The sequence below is a fragment of the Chitinophaga sp. Cy-1792 genome (assembly GCF_011752935.1).
GTDB lineage: Bacteria > Bacteroidota > Bacteroidia > Chitinophagales > Chitinophagaceae > Chitinophaga.
This window is the reverse complement of the sequence record NZ_VWWO01000001.1, coordinates 2082025-2098065: the sequence shown is the minus strand read 5'-3', so window position 1 is coordinate 2098065 and position 16041 is coordinate 2082025. Positions and strand designations below refer to the sequence as shown.

Genomic DNA, 16041 nt, shown 5'->3' with positions numbered 1-16041 from the left:
ACTACGTTTATTGCGGGTTATTAGTATTATATTGATAGCGGTATTGTTTCAGGATATTGCCCTGTGGATCGCGTACGGTGGAAAGTCTTCCTAAATTATCATATTCGAAAAAACTGCTTTTTCCGCTCTGATCCGTTTTGCTGGTGACCTGACCACTGGCATTGTATACGTTTCCTGTTACGGCTGCTCCTTCAGGTATAATCATTAGCTGATCGATGAGGCCACTGCCAGTAACAACAATCTGCGTTACACCGGTAATGCTTAATTGATGTAGTCTCCAATTTCCATTTACAACTTGTAGCGGTGATACGGGTGTTCCGTTTACCATACATTGGGCACCGTTCTGTAACCAGACTTTAATATTATATTTTATCGATGAATTTAAGGGCTGTAAACTGATTCCTTGTGTATTCAGCTGATAAGCATTTTTTCCGAATGGTGTGCTAACACTTATTATCCCTGATGTATTATACGTTGTATTTCGAGGCAGCTGGTCATACTCGAAAGAAGTAAACAACCATGGATAATCCCCTTTCATAGAGGATGAAGCGATAGGCTGATTGTATGCTGCATCCCAGAGATAACTCAATATCTGCCCATCCCTCTTGTAAATTGTTTGGGGATTACCTGATGCATCATAATTCGGCACATATACCTGACGATCAGGCAAACTACCGTGGTTGCTGGTGGAAAGGCTATCCACCAATAATAGTTTAGCATTCAGGTGATAATAATAATCCGACTGATTTACTACCACATTATCGACTATCTTTCTTTGCGAAAGCGGCACGACAACCCTGTTGGCGGCAAGCAATCTGGCTTTGTCAGCTGCAGTAATACCTGAAACGCTGTAGGTGGAATCGCCAGGATAAACCGTTTCTTCCCAAACCTGTTGTCCCTGGCTATTGGTTGTTTTAACCCGAACAGGAAGCATCGATTTTTCTCCATATTGGTACGATCTTACATTAGTTTGTCTAATTCCGATATTATCAATAGTAATAGTAGTATCAGTTTTCTTGTAATACCGGCCTGTAGGCACCAAATATTTTTCACTTGCAACTCCATTCACCATCGGAGACATCGGCTCTTCAGTCAGGTAGGGATTATATAGAAAATCCCTACATCCATACTTCAGTCCCCATACCGATGTTACAAAGCTTTTCCCTGATTGATCAAGAGGATACAGATCATAGTCATTAGTCGTAATACTAATCGGGGCATAACTGTTACCCTCCTTTGTTTGAAATAAGGTATCAGATAATGCATTACCTCTGGCCCAGTCTTCGTCATAAACAGGAGGATAAGGGAAATGATAGTTATTCTCCGGGGGTATCATCGTGAAAGAATGCCGCTGTTTGATACGCCGGGTATTGCCAATTAAATATTCTGTTACCTTTGGATAGAAGACCTGTGCACCCTGGGTTGTGACAATCGGGTTTACTACATTCCCATATCTAACATAATATATTTGGTTTTCTTTGCGCGTACCTGCATTGACGTCTGCCCATACTTCGGCACTTACAATTTCACTAAAAACAGGAAAACTGCCTAAAAACCCATATGACGAGTCCGTCACCTCATCATGATAAACATATTCTTTAACAGACGAAGGGGATTGCATCGCACCATCACTGGTAACTATTCTTTTTACTCTTAATCCGCCAACAACAAAATTTTTCTTGTCAGGATCCTGCATGTCATAATATAAAGATGCAGCAAAATATCTTTGACCGTCAATCCCCGACCAATTGTTTAATGCGGATGTATTTACAGAAAAACTATACGTTCCATTTGGAAAATAGGTACGGGAGAGCTCATTGGTGAATGTAAACCCTATAGGCCCTCCAATTATAACAGTAGGGCAATAAGGCATATTTTTATCACACATTGGTTCTGTTGAACCGGTTACCCAGGCACCACCCTTCCAGTCATTTAAGGCGCTAGGTGGCTCATTGATAACAAAGGTGGTTGAATAATTTCCCTGAAGTTGTTCGCCATTATCTTTACTATCCCATAGCATTTGAACCTGCTGAATAGTAGCAGGTTTAATATACTTGGAATAGTTATATCCCACTGTATTGGATTCATACTCAAACTTTACATTCCCTCCGGTAGGATAATAGATAGCTTTCAATATACCAGCTTGTGCACAGGAAGTATAGGGTTTCCTATCCGCACCGGGCAGTAATATGAACTTTGTTTTGTAAAACAGTTCATCTTCCGGGGCCAATGTATTCTTATTTGTTCCCCAATTGGAAGCACCATTGTAATAACCCCAGAAGTCCTGACTGTAAGATAACCTCGACGGCAGCACGTTATCATTGTCATATACGAATCTATAACGCTGCGTTGAATCCTGTCCATCTGCACCTGCTATCGTTATGCCATCCAGTTTCAATCTAAATATATTATGACCGAGGTCAGGAGCACTATTAGGATTAGAACCAGCACTTGTAAAATAGCTGTGATTGAGCACCACCCTATTTAACCTTCCACCCTTATTGGAAAAGATATCAATATTATTTAAACTTAAACCGTTATTTAAGTCTTTCCTGGTAACAGCATCTGTATTAAAAACAACTTTATAGTTGCGGGATGAAATAGCGTCTAATATTGAGGCTCCTGTAATTTTAGTATAAGAGAAGCAATTACTATTAGGCTGCCACGGTCCTTGTAATGACATTGGCACGAGAGGCGTATAAACTGTATTAGATCCATTCATCCAGTAATCGTAATCTGTTTGCCTATAGGTAAATAGGATAGAATCTGTTTTATCAGGATTTACTATTTTTGAAAGATTCCAGCTGGAGGTGATTGAGGTATAATTCGCCGTTTCAACAAGATCTTTTACTTTATTGGTTGAAAGCACTTTAACATCGAAAGTATAAACACTGCCATCAGGCCCGGTTAATACCCAGGTATTATCTGTTCTCCTTTCTACCATAAATCCATTGTCCGGAGAACCTACAAACTTCTTTGTTTTCGGGTCAAATACATATTTACCGCTAGCACCAGGCAGACTGAAGTAAAACATATCAGGCTCTGAATCATATTGACCACGCCATATCATTCTGGAATAATACTCCTTCACATCCGGAGCAGCAGAATCACTTAAATATTCCGGACTTAAGGTAGTAGTAAATATTCCAGGCCCATCGCTTCCTTCATCCGGAATACCTCTTACTTCCCTTGTAATCGCATATTCAGCAGACAAAGACCAGCCAAGGCCAGTCCAACTTGCCAGATCATCCACTTTTATTCCTCCCGCATGATAATTAAGACTAATAGGTATCTTAATCCAGTTTTCCTGCAATTCAAAAAGGGGTACTGAGATACTTGGAATTCCAGAAGATAATCCAACAGGAATATCTTGATAACGCATGATTGCCCCTGCTTCCGGCGTTACAGGAAGCCTGTTATTCAGCGATTTTGTGTAAGCATCAATAAACTGCGCATGTGCATTCTGAAATACTGACAAAAAGATACAAACGTGCAAGAAGCACAGTAATAATTGGTATAGGTTAAAACACTTTTTATTCACAGAATAAGTTATTATTTCCAGGTCATTTAAAATTCTTAGTATAGGGTTGAATCATCCTAAAACAAGGTTGAAGAAAAGCATTTGAATTCCATAACTGAAACTCAAATTTTCATGGTACAGAAAAGCATATACAAATATCAGTTTTTTACCAATATATTTCTTGTTTTCCTATGAAATATCTAGCGAAAGATTATAAATGCTTGCCAGTCAGAAAAACCGTGGGACAAGGTAGTATTATTCAATAAACAATTTCAAAATATTCACGAAAGGTGCGACTGCCATGTAAAATACGAAGTTCCTATCTGTGAATATTAGGCCCTTCCGCTTTGAAAAAAGGCTTTTTTAGTAATCCCTTTGCAGTACATGCACCATTAACGAGGGTGAATCCACCGCATACCGAAGATATATGGAATCACCTACCCTAAGACCATGAGGATTAGTATCCCAACTGCTACTTTTGGAGTAGGTTTTTCCCCCTACCTTGTACGTTATATCAATGCTATGTCCTTTGTAGGATTTCATATTTGTAATGATCCCTTTCCCAAATTTATTATTCGCATTAATAATACTTAATTCTCTTTTCCATTTTTCAGCAGTGCCGCGGCCCATATATAATAAACCAAAAACAAAAATCAGGAAGAATGCGCCCAGGCACAGCAAACCATATAAGATATCCTTTTTACTTTTGGTAGTAGGGGCTTTTTGTCGTGACCAACGCATTCTACTTCCTTTAACCTTTTTCATCTGATCCGTTTAAAGTTTGGATTTACTAAATCATTGCCAATTGAACGATGACTTGAACCAGGGAAAAGATACTTATTGACATTCCAGCCTTCTACTTTTGCTCATCAACCAAATCTCCTTTTGAATATTAGTTGATCGCATTCTGAGTCAGGCAGATACATCCTTTTTTCTTTTCTCGCCTGGTAATAAAAACAATATCAAAACTAACACTAAACCCGGGATAACTATTGCAGCATTAGTTTTCAGTGGTATATTGTGCCCACTGCCATTTGCTATCACAAATAAAAACAAACATAGGAACAGTAATAGATAAATCACTACTTTAAAAAGAGAAACCAGCATTTTTAAATAAAATTTATTCCTGGTATATTATAAAAATTAAATCAATCGCTGTCATCACTCTTCACTTTCTCTTACATCTTCCCAGTCCGGCATTTTCAAAACAGGCCGTGTTATGCTGTACTATTTTTAAGAAAATTTCCAGCACAGCCATTACTTCATTTTCCCAAAAGTTCCTTGCTGTAGTCCATTCTTTCATATAAATGGATTTTATTTTCTTTGTTCAACCCGAGATTAATAATATCATAAATCGCATCCAGGTCTGGCTGGTTATAGTTAGATATAGAAATAACTTTCTTTCGCTGTCCGACCACTAATGTTATCATCTTCACGTTACCATCCTCCAGAAATATTTCTTCATCTTTTCAAAACACTATAATAATAAATTATCAGCTTTAAAACCAGATGCTACCCACATAAAAAAATCCTGATGGTAATATACCACCAGGATCTCATTTATCATTATCTGTATTTACCTAACTATTCAATAACTGCTCCAGTGCCTTATCTACTTTATCAAAGGAGAAGCTTTGCAGCACGTTATCCATCAGCCCGGAAATCTGCGCGGTGCACAGGTTACCGATACTGCCGGCATGGGTATGATTCACTTCTTTCTCCGGAGAGAAAGTACCTTTTTCAATATCCATACCTACCTTTTTATATGCCTCACGGAAAGGAATACCCTGTAATACGAGGTTATTTACCACTTCTACACTAAACAGGTACTGATACTTCTCATCATTCAGAATACCGTCTTTAATACGGATATTTTCGAGCATCAGCTTAGTCATATGGATACAATCCTTCAACACGCCAAATGCCGGGAAAAGGTTCTCTTTCAGGAGCTGTAAGTCGCGGTGATAACCGGAAGGCAGGTTGGTGATCATCATGGCAATTTCGTTCGGCAACGCCTGTATTTTATTACCATGCGAACGAATCAGCTCCCATACATCCGGGTTCTTTTTGTGTGGCATAATGCTGGAACCGGTGGTCAGCTCATCAGGGAAACTGATAAAACCGAAGTTCTGGTTCATGAACAAAGTTGCATCCATAGCCATTTTCGCCAATGTCGCAGCAATGCCCGACAATGCAAACGCTACCAGTTTCTCTGTTTTACCACGGCCCATCTGCGCATATACTACGTTGTAGTTCAGCGATTCAAAGCCAAGTAAAGCAGTGGTCAGCTCACGGTCAAGGGGGAACGAAGAACCGTAACCTGCGGCAGAGCCGAGCGGGTTTTTATTCACCACCTTGTAAGCTCCCTGCAGCATGGTCAGGTCGTCCACCAGGCTCTCTGCATAAGCACCAAACCATAAACCGAAGGAGGATGGCATCGCAATCTGCAAATGCGTATACCCCGGCATCAGCTGGTTTTTATATTCTTCACTCTTCGCCTGCAACAGGTCGAACAAGGATTTCACTTCTTCTGTGATCAGCTGCAGCTCATGACGCAGGAAGAGTTTCAGATCTACTAAAACCTGGTCGTTACGACTACGGCCACTGTGGATCTTCTTGCCTACTTCTCCCAAACGGCGGGTCAGCAGCAACTCTACCTGGCTATGTATATCTTCTACATCCGGTTCCAGTACGAAACTTCCTTCCTGGATTTCCTGGTAGATCTTACGCAGCTCGGCTTTTAATACGGTCAGTTCTTCAGCTTCCAGCAAACCAATGCTTTGCAGCATGGTGATGTGTGCCATAGAACCTAATACATCAAAGGGCGCCAGGTAGGCATCCATCTCGCGGTCTTTGCCCACGGTGAATTTCTCTACTGCATCCAGTGATGCTTTATCTTTTTGCCACAATTTCATAATTCAGATATTTTAAACTACCGGCAGATACCTACACAATAGCTTCCAGCAATTTTATATAACTATCGATACCGTCCTTTATTTCGGAGAGATAGATAAATTCGTCTGCAGTATGTGAACGGGCCGAATCGCCAGGTCCCATCTTTACAGAGGTAGCAGGTATAAGCGCCTGATCGGAAGTGGTGGGTGAACCGTAACAGGTTTTACCTGCTGCAATCCCTGCCTGTACAAACGGATGGTCCATCGGAATAAATGAAGGACGCATACGCAGCGAACGTGGTTTCACCTCGCTCTGTACATTGGCACGGATGATCTCCAACAGCTCCTCCAGTGTATACTGATCATTCGCACGTACATCTACTACAAAAGTACAGTCCGCAGGAACTACGTTATGCGCTTTATTGGAGGTGTTGATAACGGTTACACTCATTTTCACCGGTCCCAGTGTCTCCGATACTTTCGGGTACTTATAGTCACGGAACCATTGCAGATCTGGCAACGCTTTATACAATGCATTTTCGCCTTCTTCACGGGCAGCGTGCCCTGCTCTTCCGGTGCTGGTGCAATCCAGTACCAGCAAGCCTTTCTCGGCTACGGCCAGCTGTGTTTGCGTAGGCTCGCCTACGATCGCAAACTCAATGGCAGGCAATTTATCCAGGATGCTTTCAATACCGTTGACACCACTGATCTCTTCTTCTGCGGTGGCAGTAAGAATGATGTTATATTGCAGATCTTCGCGGTGATAAAAGTGAAGGAAAGTAGCGATAAGGCTAACCAGGCAACCGCCGGCATCGTTGCTGCCAAGGCCATATAATTTACCGTCCACTACATCCGGACTAAAAGGATCACGGGTGTATTGCGGATTGGGCTTTACAGTATCATGATGGGAGTTAAACAGGATGTTCGGCTTTGCCGGATCAAAATGTTTATTAGGTGCCCAGATATTATTCAGATGCCTTTCATGAGGTATCCCCATAGCAGTCAGAAACTCGCTGATCAGCTGCGCTGTCCCGTCTTCTTCCTTGCTCAATGATGGCGTGGCAATCATCTGCTTCAGCAGTGCTACAGCAACATCATATAATTTTTCGTTCCACATAGATTAGCAAATTAAAGTGCCTGCCACCTGGTCTGTTGTATTACTCAACACATCTTCGGCATGGCCTATCAGCACTTCTTTCACACCATTATCTATCGCACCGAATGCATTGGTCAGCTTAGGTAAAATACCGTCCGACAATACTTTCTGATCTAAAAGCTGCTGATAAATTTCTTTATTGATAAGATTGATAACAGCGTTATCATCATTAGGATCACTCAGTACTCCTTTCTTTTCAAAGCAATATAACAGTCGTACATTATACTTCGCAGATAACGCAATTGCCAGTGAAGAGGCAATGGTATCAGCATTGGTATTCAGTATCTGCCCTTTGCCATCATGAGTAAGTGGCGCGAAAACCGGCATGATGCCCGCTTCCAGCAACGCTACTACCGGCGCGATGTTTACCTGCTCCGGCTTCACATCTCCCACAAACCCATAATCAATATCTTTTACCGGGCGCTTGGTGGCAGGAATGATATTCCCGTCTGCACCGGTCAGGCCGATCGCATTACAGCCTTTAGCCTGCAATTGCGCGATCAGTTGCTTGTTTACGAGTCCTCCGTATACCATGGTTACCACATCAATGGTATCGGCATCGGTAATACGGCGGCCGTCTACATATTTGGATTCAATTCCCAGCTTATCACCGATACGGGTAGCTACTTTACCACCGCCATGTATCAGTATCTTTTTAGCGGAAATTGCTGCAAACTTTCCGAGGAAAGATTGCAGCAATGCCGGATTGTCGATAACATTACCGCCAACCTTAATGATAAACAGATCTATCATAATTATCCTTTCAGAATTTCACTCAATACCGCCTGTGCAGCCCAAACGCGGTTGCCTGCTTCCGGAATAACGATGGAGTTAGGTCCATCGAGTACTTCATCTGCAATAACTACATTTCTTCTAACGGGCAGACAGTGCATCACTTTAGCACTGTTGGTATTTTTGAGCTTTTCATTAGTAACCATCCAGCTGCTGTCTGTACAGGTGATTTTACCGTAATCTTTGTAAGATGACCAGTTTTTCACATATACGAAGTCAGCATCCTGCAGCGCTTTATCCTGATCGTATTCGATGGTGGCGCCGTTGGTGAATTTCTCATCCAGTTCATAACCTTCAGGGTGCGTGATCACGAAATCCGCTTCACCCCAGGCATTGATCCACTGTGCAAAAGAGTTAGGAACTGCCTGTGGCAGCGCTTTTACATGCGGCGCCCAGGTCATTACCACCTTCGGCTTACGTGCTTCATTCCATCTTTCCTTGATGGTGATCACATCGGTAAGACTCTGCAACGGGTGCAGGGTAGCACTTTCCAGGCTCACTACAGGAACCCCTGCATATTTAATGAACTGGTTGATATATTTCTCTGTATAGTCTTCTTCTTTGTTCTTCAGACCAGGGAAAGTACGGATGGCCAGGATATCGAAATATTGACCCATTACCGCAGCGGCTTCCTTCACGTGTTCGGAAGTATTCCCGTTCATGATGACGCCGTCGTTCATTTCAAGCTGCCACCCTTCTTTATCAATATTGAAAACAATAGGTTCCATACCCAGATTTTTGGCAGCTACCTGTGTACTCAGGCGCGTACGTAAACTAGGGTTCAGGAATATCATTCCCAATGTCTTGTCTTGTCCTAATGCTCTATCCTTGAAGGGATTTTTCTTGTATTCCAGTGCAATGTCCACCAAACGCGGGACACTGGGAACATCGGCTGTTGAAATAAACTGTTTCATTATTATTTCACTTCTTTTCTGAATGCTTCTAAAAATTGGTCTGCATGTGCCTGCGTGAGCGCCAGTGATGGTAACAGACGGATCACATTTGGTTTTGCTTCACCTGTGAATACTTTATGTACGCCCAGCAGGTTTTTCCTTACGTGCGCCAGTTCTTCAGGCAGTTCAATACCGATCATCAAACCACGACCTCTTACTTCCAGTACCTGCTCAAATTTCCTCAGCTCACTGATCAGGTATTCACCTACGGTAGCAGCGTTGTTCAGCAGGTTTTCGGATTCGATTACCTCCAGTACAGCCAGTGCAGCGGCACATGCCAGGTGGTTACCACCAAAGGTAGTACCCAGCATACCATAGCTTGGTGCTATTTTAGGAGAGATAATGATACCACCGATAGGGAAACCATTACCCATACCTTTTGCCATAGTGTAGATGTCTGCATTTACACCGGCATAATCATGAGAGAAGAATTTGCCGCTTCTGCCATAACCACACTGTACGGAGTCAGCGATAAACACGGCATTGTTGGCATCACACAGTGTGCGGATCTTTTGCAGGAACGATTCACTCGCAACCCTGATACCACCTACACCCTGGATACCTTCGATGATCACAGAAGATACTTCGTGATCCTTGAAAGCCTGTTCCAGCGCAGCCTGATCTTCCCATGGCAGAAAAACCACATTATCAGTTTCGTTTACAGGTGCTACGATTTTAGGATTATCAGTAGCCGCTACTGCCAGCGATGTTCTTCCGTGGAAAGATTTCCTGAAAGCGATTACTTTCTTTTTACCGTTATGGAAAGATGCCAGTTTCAGTGCGTTTTCGTTGGCTTCTGCACCGGAGTTACACAGGAAGAGCTGATAGTCTTCCTTGCCGGAAACTTTACCCAGTAAAGCTGCCAGCTGCTCCTGCAATGGCATTTTAATGGAGTTGGAATAGAAACCGATTTTGTTCAGCTGATCTGTCAGACGCTTTACATAATGCGGATGTGTATGTCCAATGGAGATCACCGCGTGACCGCCATATAAATCTAAATATTCTGTTCCCTGATCATCCCAGACGTTAGAGCCAAGTGCTTTGTCAATTACGATATTGTTTACGGGATATACGTCGAATAATTTCATTTGCTGATTAGAATTGATAATGAGAAAAATGGTTAGAAAACGATGGACTTCAGTTTGAGTCCTGCGGTTTCATCCAGCCCACACATCAGGTTCATATTTTGTACAGCCTGACCGGAAGCGCCTTTTACCAGATTATCTTCGATGGAATGAATCACAAGTTTCTCTCCCACTTTCTCCAGCTGTATCAGTACTTTGTTTGTATTCACTACCTGCTTCAGATCTATCTGTCTGGTGCTTACATGGGTAAAAGGATGACCAGCATAATATGCTTGATATAATGCTACCGCCTCATCCAATGTCAGATCACATTGCAGGTAAGAAGTAACCCATATTCCACGTGGGAAGTCGCCTCTCACCGGAACAAAGTTTACATCTGCTGTATATCCGGGCTGCAGCAATTGCAGGCTTCGTCGGATTTCTTTCAGATGTTGATGTGTTAATACTTTATAGGTAGAGATATTATTTGCTCTCCAGGTGAAGTGTGAAGTGGCCTGCAGGCTCTGACCCGCTCCTGTGGAACCGGTGATACCGGTAGTATGCACTTCTTTCAGCAGTCCGGCTTTTGCCAGTGGCAGCAGTCCTAACTGAATAGCGGTCGCGAAACATCCGGGATTAGCGATATTCTTTGCAGATTTAATCGCTTCCCTGTTTATTTCCGGAAGACCGTAAACAAACTCCCTGCCTTTCACGCTTTCGCCTAAACGAAAATCCTGGCTGAGATCTACTATTTTCACGTGGTCTGCTATATCAGTAGCTTCCACGAATTTTTTAGATTCACCATGACCCAGGCAGAGGAACATCACATCGATATCGTTGGTGATCTCGCCGGTGAAGGTCAGTTCAGTTTCACCCAGCAGATCGGCATGTACTGCGTACAGTGGATTACCCGCATTACTACGGCTATGCACATACGCAATTTCTACCTCCGGGTGATTCAACAAAAGCCTGATCATCTCGCCACCGGTATAACCAGCACCGCCGATGATTCCTGCTTTTATTTTTTTATGATTACTCATTGCTTAGTCGTTGGAATTTTTTACCTGATGCCAGATCATTGTCTGGTTACCGAAAATTTTGCTGAAGCCTCTTACATCATCGCCAGACCAGCCGCTGTTCATCTCACCATATTTACCAAACTTGCTGCTCATCAGGTCGTAAGGGCTCTGGATACCAGTAACCTGGAAGCGGTAAGGCATCAGGGTAACGAATACTTCGCCGCTTACATTTTCCTGGGTATGTTGCAGGAATGCTTCGATGTCACGCATTACAGGATCCATGATCTGGCCTTCGTGCATCCAGTTACCGTAGAACTGCGCCAGTTGGTCTTTCCAGCTCAGCTGCCATTTGGTAAGTACATGTTTTTCGAGGGCATGGTGTGCTTTGATGATCACCATAGGAGCAGCTGCTTCAAAGCCTACGCGGCCTTTGATACCGATGATGGTATCACCTACGTGGATATCACGACCGATCGCGAAAGGACCAGCCAGTGTTTGCAGGTATTGGATCGCTTCTGAAGGATGACCGAATTTTTTATCGTTGATACCTACCAGTTCACCTTTTTCGAATACCAGTTTCACCTGCTCTTCACCATTTTTAGTGAGCTGGGTAGGCCATGCATGCTCAGGCAGCATACCGTTGGAAGTCAGCGTTTCTTTACCACCTACAGAAGTACCCCAGATACCTTTGTTGATAGAATACATCGCTTTCTCGAAATTCACTTCCACACCTTTAGATTGCAGGTAAGAAATCTCCTGTTCGCGGCTCAGTTTCATATCACGGATCGGAGTGATAATTTCCACACCTGGGATCATAATATGGAATACCATGTCGAAACGAACCTGGTCATTACCGGCACCGGTAGAACCATGTGCTACTGCATCTGCACCAACCTCTTTCACATATTCCGCAATAGCCAGCGCCTGACTCATACGTTCAGCAGAAACGCTGAGTGGATAAGTATTATTCTTCAGTACATTACCGAAGATCAGATATTTGATAACGCCGTCATAGTAACTGCGGATTGCATTAACGGTTTTGTGTGACTTAACACCCAGACTGTATGCGCGTTGCTCGATTTCCTTCAATTCTTCCTCAGAAAAACCACCGGTGTTTACGATTACAGAATGCACTTCATATCCTTTTTCTTCAGTCAGATATTTAACGCAATAGGAAGTATCAAGCCCTCCGCTAAATCCCAGTACTACTTTTTTCATTATAACAACGTTTTATACAGATAACAATATTTTATTTTGATAAGCAGGCAGTCAGAAGAAGAGGAATTTTTTCCTCGCGCCTGCGGCGCCACCTTCTTTCTTGCTGTTGTTCAGCAATACAAACCTTTTGAAACGTAACCAGCGCTCATACAGCTTTATATTACCTTTGAAGCCACGTCTTTTTTTTTCGTGGTGAAATTTCCCGTTAGATGCCACAGACATCTTCAGTTTCTGCACTTCCGCTTCAGCAGCTTCTGCTTCCATTTTCGCAGCCATCGCTTTCTCCTCTGCTTCTTTCAGCTTCTCGGTCGGATCATACAGCATGGCCGTACATAAACAGTTCTTACGGTTCTTCGCTGTAAGAATATCGAAATTTACGCAGCTGCGGCAGCCCTTCCAGAATTCTTCATCATCTGTTAACTCTGAATAGGTAACCGGCTCATAGCCCAGCTCGCTGTTGATTTTCATCACAGCAAGGCCTGTCGTCAGTCCGAATATTTTTGAATCAGGATATTTCTGGCGGGAGAGTTCGAAGATTTTCTTTTTAATTGACTTGGCAACTCCATGACCACGGAATGCCGGATTCACGATTAAACCTGAATTTGCAACAAATTTATCATGGCCCCAGGCTTCTATATAACAGAAACCTACCCAGTCGCCCTTGTCCGTTAAAGCAATCACAGCTTTGCCTTCCTGCATCTTCAGCTCCACATAAGACGGGGAACGCTTCGCTATTCCGGTTCCACGCGCTTTTGCAGACGATTCCATCTCATCGGTGATGGTCTTTGAATAGTGTATATCGTCAGGTGTTGCTACCCTAACGATTATATGTTGATTTTCCAACTTTTAAAATTGAAATCGTGAATCAATAAACTACATTGAAAATCCCGCTACGGGAAATAAGAACACCTTATGATTTTGAGAGATCATGGTGCGACAGCGGTCAAGAATATGTTGACAGACGCTATCAAATTCTAGGTCGTCGGGAAAGGTATCTAAAGACATTGAACCCAACAGATAAAACCCCATTATCTAATGCGGGATGATATGCGGAGATGTTGGTATGAGTTGCGGTTTTTTCCAACTTCAGTTCAGCGTTAAATTGTTATAAATATTGTCTTTAGTTTAGATTATCCGCAAAGTTATAACAATATATTTTTAATCGCTCCAATTTTTTTAGCCAAAAAGTATTTTTTTTCTTCTCCTTAACTAAAAATGCCCCTGCTGCCAGAATCCTGGCCAACAGAGGCATTACAGATATAAGATATTTTTACTATCTGGTGATAATTCCCAGCTCCGCTACACTCACCTTCTCGTCCTTTTCATCCGCCGGACTGGTAGCCACAAAACGTACATACCTGGCCTTTACCGGCGCAAAACGCACCGCCTGCGCCACAGGGCTGTTCTTGATATTGGCGAAACTGCCTGCCGCAGCCTTCGTCCAATGCTGGCCATCCTCGCTGGTATAATATTCATAACCATATACCACACCACCAGCATGGCTGTTTGTCACAGGAATGTAAGCGAAACCCTTCAGGGTCAGCGTCTCGCCCAGATCCACCTGCAACTCCTGCGGATAACCAGTAGTTTTAGATACCCAGGCAGTATACTCATTACCATCAATAGCGGCGGCAGCCTTGTCATCTCCACCAACTACCTTCCAATTACCCGGCGCTACATCATATTTAATAGTCGTCACTGCGCTGGATCTGCCTTCGCCCATAGCCACTGCACGGATTTCTCCGCCCTTAGGCATCGGGATCGCCTGGCCGGCTGTATATTCCGCCGACTTAGCAGTTGGCGCGGTTCCATCCAGCGTATAATATATATGCTGGTCGTTGCTGGCTGTAAGGATCTTCACATCGCCATTGCTGCTACGCTGCAATACCGGCTGTGTCAGCACCACCGGCGCCTTGTACAGTCCCACTTCCGTAATCACCGGACAGGCTTTCGCGTCCAGGATATGTACCCTTACTTGTGTGGTAGTGGTATTAGGCAGCAACAGGATGCGCTTATGACCAATAGTTGTTTCTCTGGCAATCTCTCTGAACTGACCGTTCTCCATCGCCTCTACGGTAAAGGCTTTCACACGCTGGCCCAGTGGCAGGAACTCCTGCAACACCAGCCGGTTAAAGGTTACCGGCGCCTTGAAAGTAAGCGTAAACGCCGCATCTGTCACATTATCCGGTGTAGACCAGTATGTTTTGCTGTTACCGTCGTTGAGATGAGCCACCTTTACTGCTGCATTATTTTGTCTGACTGCAGTTGCTGTTATAGTAGCTTTTTTAGCAAGATTATCTTTGAAAGTCTCATCCAGTACGCGACGCAGCTCCATCAAACGGGTAGAATCATTTTTATGGATAACACCATCGCGGTCTACAGGCACGTTCAGGATCAGGTTACCGTTACGGCCAATGCTGCCGTAGTAGATCTTCAGCAGATCACTTACAGACTTCACTTTATCATCCGTATCCGGACTATAGAACCATCCCGGACGAATGCTCACATCACATTCTGCCGGCACCCATGCTTCGCCGTCTTCCACGCCTTCGTTGAGGGTTTGCTGCGGAGGAGCCGCTCTTCCCGGACCGAAGCCTTTGATATTGAGTGTACTCCAGTTGGTAGTACCGGCAATACCGTTTTCATTACCGACCCAGCGGCAGCCTGGTCCTACGTCACTAAAGATGACAGCGTCCGGCTGCAGTTTGTGTACGGTATTATTGAAAAGTTCAAAATCATATTTCTGTGGCTTGGTACCATCGTTGGCGCCATCAAACCATTGCTCAAACACAGGCCCGTAGTTCGACAACACCTCTGTGAGTGTGTTCACAAATGTCTGGTTGTATTTTGGCGTGCCATAGTCAGGATGGTTGCGGTCCCACGGCGAAAGGTAGACGCCGAATTTCAGGCCATATTCCTTACATGCTGCGGAAAGCTCTTTCAGGATATCTCCTTTGTACATACTTTCTCTGACGGTATGCGTACTGTATTTGCTTGGCCAGAGGCAAAAGCCATCGTGATGTTTTGCGGTCAGCACGATTCCTTTCATCCCGGCTGCCTTGGCGGTACGTGCCCACTGGCGGGCATCTACATGCGAAGGATTAAATACTTTGGGATCTTCATCTCCATGTCCCCACTCCTTGTTGGTGAAGGTATTAGGGCCGAAGTGGATGAACATGTAATATTCCATGTCGTTCCACGCTGCCTGGGCTTTGGAAGGTAAAGCGCCGTAAGGTTTTATTTCCTGGGCAAAGGCCATGTTGCAGGCGAGTAGTCCTGCCAGTAACGGTGTTATTTTCATGAGCACTGTTAGGTTTGCGTATCTGGCGAAGATAACGTAGATATGATAGCGGAAGCGACTTGTATTTAGCTTTTATTGATTGAATATTAACAATGTGATAGCCGGTAAAAGATGCCGGCAGCTA

At 43.7% G+C, this 16041-nt stretch carries 12 protein-coding genes; all 12 read right to left on the bottom strand.

All coding sequences use genetic code 11. The annotated features are described in order from the left end of the window. Window positions 1-7 precede the first annotated feature (7 nt). Window positions 8-3541: an RHS repeat domain-containing protein gene (locus F3J22_RS30820; protein WP_167016177.1), complete on the bottom strand. Its 3534-nt coding sequence runs from the start codon at window positions 3539-3541 to the stop codon at window positions 8-10. Window positions 3542-3883: 342 nt separating this feature from the next. Further along, entirely contained in the window at window positions 3884-4285 is a 402-nt protein-coding gene (locus F3J22_RS08610; protein WP_167016175.1) for a hypothetical protein, read from the bottom strand. Window positions 4286-4688: 403 nt separating this feature from the next. Continuing rightward, window positions 4689-4823: a hypothetical protein gene (locus F3J22_RS30675; protein ID WP_255492058.1), complete on the bottom strand. Its 135-nt coding sequence runs from the start codon at window positions 4821-4823 to the stop codon at window positions 4689-4691. 277 nt (window positions 4824-5100) lie between these two features. Beyond that, the gene (gene argH / locus F3J22_RS08605; protein WP_167016173.1) at window positions 5101-6435 is read right to left on the bottom strand and encodes an argininosuccinate lyase; all 1335 of its coding nucleotides are present in this window, start codon (window positions 6433-6435) and stop codon (window positions 5101-5103) included. 31 nt (window positions 6436-6466) lie between these two features. Continuing rightward, entirely contained in the window at window positions 6467-7531 is a 1065-nt protein-coding gene (locus F3J22_RS08600; protein ID WP_167016171.1) for a M20 family metallo-hydrolase, read from the bottom strand. Window positions 7532-7534: 3 nt separating this feature from the next. Further along, window positions 7535-8323 (bottom strand): acetylglutamate kinase, encoded by a 789-nt coding sequence (gene argB, locus F3J22_RS08595; RefSeq protein WP_167016169.1) that lies wholly within the window; start codon window positions 8321-8323, stop codon window positions 7535-7537. Window positions 8324-8325: 2 nt separating this feature from the next. Next, window positions 8326-9276, bottom strand: a complete 951-nt coding sequence (locus F3J22_RS08590; RefSeq protein WP_167016167.1) for an N-acetylornithine carbamoyltransferase — start codon at window positions 9274-9276, stop codon at window positions 8326-8328. Between the two features lie 2 nt (window positions 9277-9278). Then, on the bottom strand, window positions 9279-10403 hold the full coding sequence (locus F3J22_RS08585) for an aspartate aminotransferase family protein (RefSeq protein WP_167016165.1): 1125 nt from the start codon (window positions 10401-10403) through the stop codon (window positions 9279-9281). Window positions 10404-10435: 32 nt separating this feature from the next. After that, the gene (gene argC / locus F3J22_RS08580) at window positions 10436-11419 is read right to left on the bottom strand and encodes an N-acetyl-gamma-glutamyl-phosphate reductase (RefSeq protein WP_167016163.1); all 984 of its coding nucleotides are present in this window, start codon (window positions 11417-11419) and stop codon (window positions 10436-10438) included. 3 nt (window positions 11420-11422) lie between these two features. After that, window positions 11423-12616, bottom strand: coding sequence for an argininosuccinate synthase (argG, locus tag F3J22_RS08575; RefSeq protein WP_205195167.1), 1194 nt, complete (start codon window positions 12614-12616; stop codon window positions 11423-11425). Between the two features lie 51 nt (window positions 12617-12667). Then, the gene (locus F3J22_RS08570) at window positions 12668-13459 is read right to left on the bottom strand and encodes a GNAT family N-acetyltransferase (protein ID WP_240155023.1); all 792 of its coding nucleotides are present in this window, start codon (window positions 13457-13459) and stop codon (window positions 12668-12670) included. Window positions 13460-13889: 430 nt separating this feature from the next. After that, complete coding sequence (locus F3J22_RS08565; RefSeq protein ID WP_167016161.1) at window positions 13890-15917, bottom strand: alpha-L-fucosidase; 2028 nt, start codon at window positions 15915-15917, stop codon at window positions 13890-13892. Between the last annotated feature and the right edge of the window lie 124 nt (window positions 15918-16041).

What these genes read in the sequence shown, in the direction of transcription:
- argG (WP_205195167.1), bottom strand. Translation starts at nt 12,616, where the DNA reads ATGAAAAAAGTAGTACTGGGATTTAGCGGAGGGCTTGATACTTCCTAT.
- argH (WP_167016173.1), bottom strand. Translation starts at nt 6,435, where the DNA reads ATGAAATTGTGGCAAAAAGATAAAGCATCACTGGATGCAGTAGAGAAA.
- F3J22_RS08610 (WP_167016175.1), bottom strand. Translation starts at nt 4,285, where the DNA reads ATGAAAAAGGTTAAAGGAAGTAGAATGCGTTGGTCACGACAAAAAGCC.
- F3J22_RS08600 (WP_167016171.1), bottom strand. Translation starts at nt 7,531, where the DNA reads ATGTGGAACGAAAAATTATATGATGTTGCTGTAGCACTGCTGAAGCAG.
- argC (WP_167016163.1), bottom strand. Translation starts at nt 11,419, where the DNA reads ATGAGTAATCATAAAAAAATAAAAGCAGGAATCATCGGCGGTGCTGGT.
- F3J22_RS08585 (WP_167016165.1), bottom strand. Translation starts at nt 10,403, where the DNA reads ATGAAATTATTCGACGTATATCCCGTAAACAATATCGTAATTGACAAA.
- F3J22_RS08590 (WP_167016167.1), bottom strand. Translation starts at nt 9,276, where the DNA reads ATGAAACAGTTTATTTCAACAGCCGATGTTCCCAGTGTCCCGCGTTTG.
- F3J22_RS30675 (WP_255492058.1), bottom strand. Translation starts at nt 4,823, where the DNA reads ATGAAAGAATGGACTACAGCAAGGAACTTTTGGGAAAATGAAGTAATG.
- F3J22_RS08565 (WP_167016161.1), bottom strand. Translation starts at nt 15,917, where the DNA reads ATGAAAATAACACCGTTACTGGCAGGACTACTCGCCTGCAACATGGCC.
- argB (WP_167016169.1), bottom strand. Translation starts at nt 8,323, where the DNA reads ATGATAGATCTGTTTATCATTAAGGTTGGCGGTAATGTTATCGACAAT.